The 4311-nt window shown below is 77.7% G+C and carries 5 protein-coding genes; 3 read left to right on the forward strand and 2 right to left on the reverse strand.

Going from position 1 to position 4311, the window contains the following annotated elements; genetic code table 11:
- Window positions 1-101: 101 nt before the first annotated feature.
- Window positions 102-845 (forward strand): hypothetical protein, encoded by a 744-nt coding sequence (locus VER05_RS12625; protein ID WP_324845695.1) that lies wholly within the window; start codon window positions 102-104, stop codon window positions 843-845.
- Window positions 842-1258: a VOC family protein gene (locus tag VER05_RS12630; RefSeq protein ID WP_324845696.1), complete on the forward strand. Its 417-nt coding sequence runs from the start codon at window positions 842-844 to the stop codon at window positions 1256-1258. Before VER05_RS12625 ends, VER05_RS12630 begins: the two co-directional genes overlap by 4 nt.
- A gap of 153 nt (window positions 1259-1411) precedes the next feature.
- Here the strand turns inward: VER05_RS12630 and deoD are convergent, their stop codons facing one another.
- Complete coding sequence (gene deoD, locus VER05_RS12635; protein ID WP_324845697.1) at window positions 1412-2128, reverse strand: purine-nucleoside phosphorylase; 717 nt, start codon at window positions 2126-2128, stop codon at window positions 1412-1414.
- 135 nt (window positions 2129-2263) lie between these two features.
- The gene (locus tag VER05_RS12640) at window positions 2264-2668 is read right to left on the reverse strand and encodes an FKBP-type peptidyl-prolyl cis-trans isomerase (RefSeq protein ID WP_147795800.1); all 405 of its coding nucleotides are present in this window, start codon (window positions 2666-2668) and stop codon (window positions 2264-2266) included.
- A gap of 156 nt (window positions 2669-2824) precedes the next feature.
- On the opposite strand from VER05_RS12640, the gene VER05_RS12645 reads away from it, so the two are divergent.
- Entirely contained in the window at window positions 2825-4093 is a 1269-nt protein-coding gene (locus VER05_RS12645) for an FAD-binding protein (RefSeq protein ID WP_324845698.1), read from the forward strand.
- The last annotated feature ends 218 nt before the right edge of the window (window positions 4094-4311 follow it).

A 4311-nucleotide genomic window follows, 5' to 3' on the forward strand; every position in this document is an offset into this window, starting at 1 on the left:
CGGCTGCGCCGGCTGCTCGACGCGCCCGGCTGACCCGGGCCGGGCGCCCGCCCGCGATCCACCCCGCCGACACGCCTTCCGGCCGACCCCGAGGAGCCCCCGTGCCGCCCACCGCCGACCACCGCGCCGCACCCGACCCCGTGGCCCGCGCCGCGCGCCGGGACCGGCGCCGGGCCGGCGTCGCGCTGGCGATCGTGCTGCCGGCGCTGCTCGCCGGGGGCTGCGGCCCCGAGTCCGCGCTCCCGCCGGCCGCCGAGGTCGCCGACGCCGGCCCGGACTGCCTTTCGGCGGACGTGCTGTGGACGCTCGGGCTCACCCCGCCCCGGGAGTACGACCGGCCGGGTGCGTCGCCGGGCGCGGTCCCGGTCGACTTCGACCCGGTCGCCGTGGTGCGGTGCCTCGGCCCGTTCGACCTGCCGGTCGAGATGGCCGAGCCGCAGCCGACGCAGGTGCTCCCGTCCCTCGACCCGTCCGTGGTCGGCAGGGCGGGGCCGGACCCGGACGCCGGGTCGCCGCTCGTGGCGGGCGCCCCGGTCCCGTCCGACCCACCCGGCGCCCCCGCGCCGGATCGGCCGGCCGCCACCGTGGTGGAGGCCGAGCTGCGCGGCGACCTCGGGCCGCTCCTGGCTGCGCTGGCGCGGCCGAGCCACCAGCCGCTGCCCGACCAGCCCTGCCCCGCGATGTGGCAGTCTCAGCCGGTGATCTTCCTGGTCGACGCCGACGGCCGCGCCGTCCGCGCCCGGTGGCCCGCCGACGCCTGCGGGTTCCTGCTCGACGGCGTGACCCGCCCGCTGGACGCGCTCGAGGTGGTCCGCGAGACCCCGCGCACGGCGGGGGCCGCGTGAGCCGCGGCGCGGTGCACCACGTCGAGGTGTGGTTCGCCGACCTCGCGCGCGCCGAGCGGTCCTGGGGCTGGCTCCTCGGCTCGCTGGGCTACGCCCGCACCCGGGACTGGGCCGGCGGGTGCGCGTGGTCGCTCGACGGCGCGCCCGGCGGGGCGTCCGTCGTGCTGGAGTCCGGCCCGGACGTCGCCGACGCCCCGCACGACCGGCACCGCCCCGGCGTGAACCACCTGGCGCTCCACGCCGGGACCCGCGCGGAGGTCGACGCGCTCGTGCGCGAGGCGCCGGCGCACGGCTGGACCCTGCTGTTCGCGGACCGGCACCCGCACGCCGGCGGCCCCGACCACTACGCCGCCTACCTGGAGGACGCCGAGGGCCTGGAGGTCGAGCTGGTCGCCGCCCCGGCCGGCCCCTGACCGGCCTCCCGCCACCCGGCCACCCGGCCGGCGAGTGCACATGAAACGGGTCGAGTGCCTATCCGCGGGATAGGCACTCGACCCGTTTCGTAGGCACTCGGCGCGCGCGGCTCCGGGCCGCTGGGCGGGGGCGCGGGCGCCGGGGGCCGGGCGTCAGGCCGCCGTGGCGAACGCGCGCAGGGCCATCTGCACCGCGTGGTCGAAGAGGCGCTCGCGCTCGTCGGCGGTGAGCTCGTTCGGCTGGAACGTGAAGTCCGAGATCGACAGCAGCGCCAGCGCCTTCGCCCGCTCGCGGTCGGCCACCGCGTACAGGCCGGCGGCCTCCATCTCGACGGCGAGCGTGCCGTGGTCGATCAGCGCCTGGGTGCGCTCCGGCCGGTTCGAGTAGAACGAGTCCGACGTGAACACCGCGCCGGCCTGCGCGCGGGCGCCGGGCACCTCGGCCGCGGCGGCGAACGCGGCGGCGGCGAGGCCGAAGTCCGGCACGTGCGAGTAGTGCACGCCGGAGATGCGGTGCTCGCTGACCCCGGAGTCGGTGTGCGCGGCGGTCGCGACGACGACGTCGCCCAGCTCCAGCGTGCGCGCCATGCCGCCGGCGGTGCCGATCCGGATGATGCGCTGCACGCCGTAGAACCGGTACAGCTCGGTCGCGTAGATCGAGATCGACGGCACGCCCATGCCGGACGCCATCACGGACACCGGGCGGCCCTGCCAGGTGCCGGTGTAGCCGAGGACGCCGCGCACCTCGGTCACCAGGCGCGCGTCGTCGAGCACGGTCTCCGCGATCCGCTTCGCGCGGCGCGGGTCGCCCGGCATGAGGACGTCGGGGGCGAAGTCGCCGGGCTCGGCGGAGATGTGCGGGGTGGGCATGGCGGGCTCCTCGGGGTCGTGACGGGTCGTGGCGGGTGGCGCGGAGGGGTGCGGACGCGCGGCCGCCGCCCGGCCCGGCGGTGCGGGCTCGGGCGGCGGCCGAGGTGGTGCGGGGTGCTGCGGGGCGGTGCTGCGTCAGTGCGTGCCGACGATGTCGACGACGAACACCAGGGTGTCGCCGCCGCGGATGCCGGCCTGCGGCACGCCGCGGTCGCCGTAGCCCAGGTGCGACGGGATCGACAGCAGGACGCGGGAGCCGACCGGCTGGCCGACCAGGCCCTCGTCCCAGCCGCCGATGACGGCGCCGACGCCGATCGGGAACGAGATCGAGGAGCCGCGGTCGTACGAGTTGTCGAAGACGTTCCCGCCCCAGGTCTGGCCCAGGTAGTGGACCTCGAGGTCGTCGCCGGCCTCGACGAGCGCGCCGTCGCCGGGCGACAGCACGACGACCTCGAGCTCGGCGGGGGCGTCACCCTCGGGGAACGTCAGGGTCGGCTTCTCACCGAACGAACCGGTGGCCTCGGGCAGCGTGGCGGGCATGACGTCTCCTCGATCGGGTAGCGGCGTACTCCCCCATCCTGCACGGTGCGCTCCCCCGCCCGCGAACGCGGCCCGCCCGGCGCCCCGGACCTCACCCGCCGTCCGGGTTACGGTCGTCCCGGCGGGCGACGGGCGCCCGCCGGGACGGGAGCACCGATGACGCTGACCACCTGGGCCGGGAACCTCACCTACGCCGCCGCGCGCGTGCACGAGCCGCGCACGGTCGAGCAGGTGCAGGAGGTGGTGGCCGGGGCGCGGCGCGTCCGCGCGCTCGGCACCCGGCACTGCTTCAACACGGTCGCGGACACCCCGGACGACCTGGTGCGGCTCGACGCCCTGGACCCGGCGGTCGAGGTCGACGCGGCGGCCCGGACGGTCACGGTCGCGGCGGGGACCCGGTACGGCGCGCTGGCCCGCGAGCTGCACCCGCGGGGCTGGGCGCTGCACAACCTCGCGTCGCTGCCGCACATCTCGGTCGCGGGCGCCGTCGCCACCGCCACGCACGGGTCCGGCGACCGGTCCCGGAACCTCGCCGCGGCGGTCGCCGGGCTGGACCTGGTGACGGCGGACGGCTCGCTCCGGCACCTCGCGCGCGGCGACGCCGACTTCCCCGGTGCGGTCGTCGGGCTCGGGGCCCTGGGCGTCGTCGTCCGGGTGACCCTCGACGTCGAGCCGACGTACGACGTCGCGCAGGAGGTGCACACCGACCTGCCCTGGGACGCGGTGCTGGAGCACCTGGACGACGTCACCGGGTCCGCCGACTCGGTCAGCCTGTTCACCGACTGGACCGGCCCGGCCGTCCGGCAGGTGTGGCGCAAGACCCGGGTGGCGGCCGGCGCGACCCACGAGCCCCGCGCCGACCTGTTCGGCGCCCGCCCCGCGCCCGGCCCGCTGCACCCGCTGCCCGGCATCGACCCGGTGAACTGCACCCAGCAGCTGGGCGTCCCGGGCCCGTGGCACGAGCGGCTGCCGCACTTCCGCCTCGAGTTCACCCCGAGCAACGGCGACGAGCTGCAGTCCGAGTACCTGGTGCCCCGCGAGCACGCGGTCGCGGCGATCGAGGCGATGCGCGGGCTCGGCGACCTCGTGGCCCCGCTGCTGCAGGTCTCCGAGGTCCGGACGATCGCTGGCGACGACCTGTGGCTGAGCACCGCCGAGGGCGGCGACCGCGTCGGCCTGCACTTCACCTGGCTGCCGCGCCAGGCCGAGGTCGAGGCGGTCCTCCCCCGGATCGAGGCCGCGCTCGCGCCGTTCGGCGCCCGCCCGCACTGGGGCAAGCTGTTCGACTCGGTGGGCGCGCCCGGCTCGGACCCGCGGGACCTGTACCCGCGCCTGGACGACTTCCGTGCCCTGGTGGCCCGGACGGACCCGGAGGGCACGTTCCGCAACGCGTTCGTCGACCGGCAGGTGCTCGGCCTCGCCTGACCACCCCGGGGTGGGGTCGGGTGGAGCGTCCTGCCGGAACACGCCGCGCGTGTCGGGCAGAACGCTCCACTCGCCTCCGCTCGGCCGGCTCAGCAGCAGCCCGGGCCGGTGCCCCGGTCGGACGTGCGGAGCACCTCGCGGACGTACCACCGCAGCGCGCGCACCGCCCGCGCCACCGCGCTCACGCCCGGCCCCCGCCGCCGTGCGCGTGCCCGCCG

The organism is Cellulomonas sp. (assembly GCF_035634735.1).
GTDB lineage: Bacteria > Actinomycetota > Actinomycetes > Actinomycetales > Cellulomonadaceae > Cellulomonas.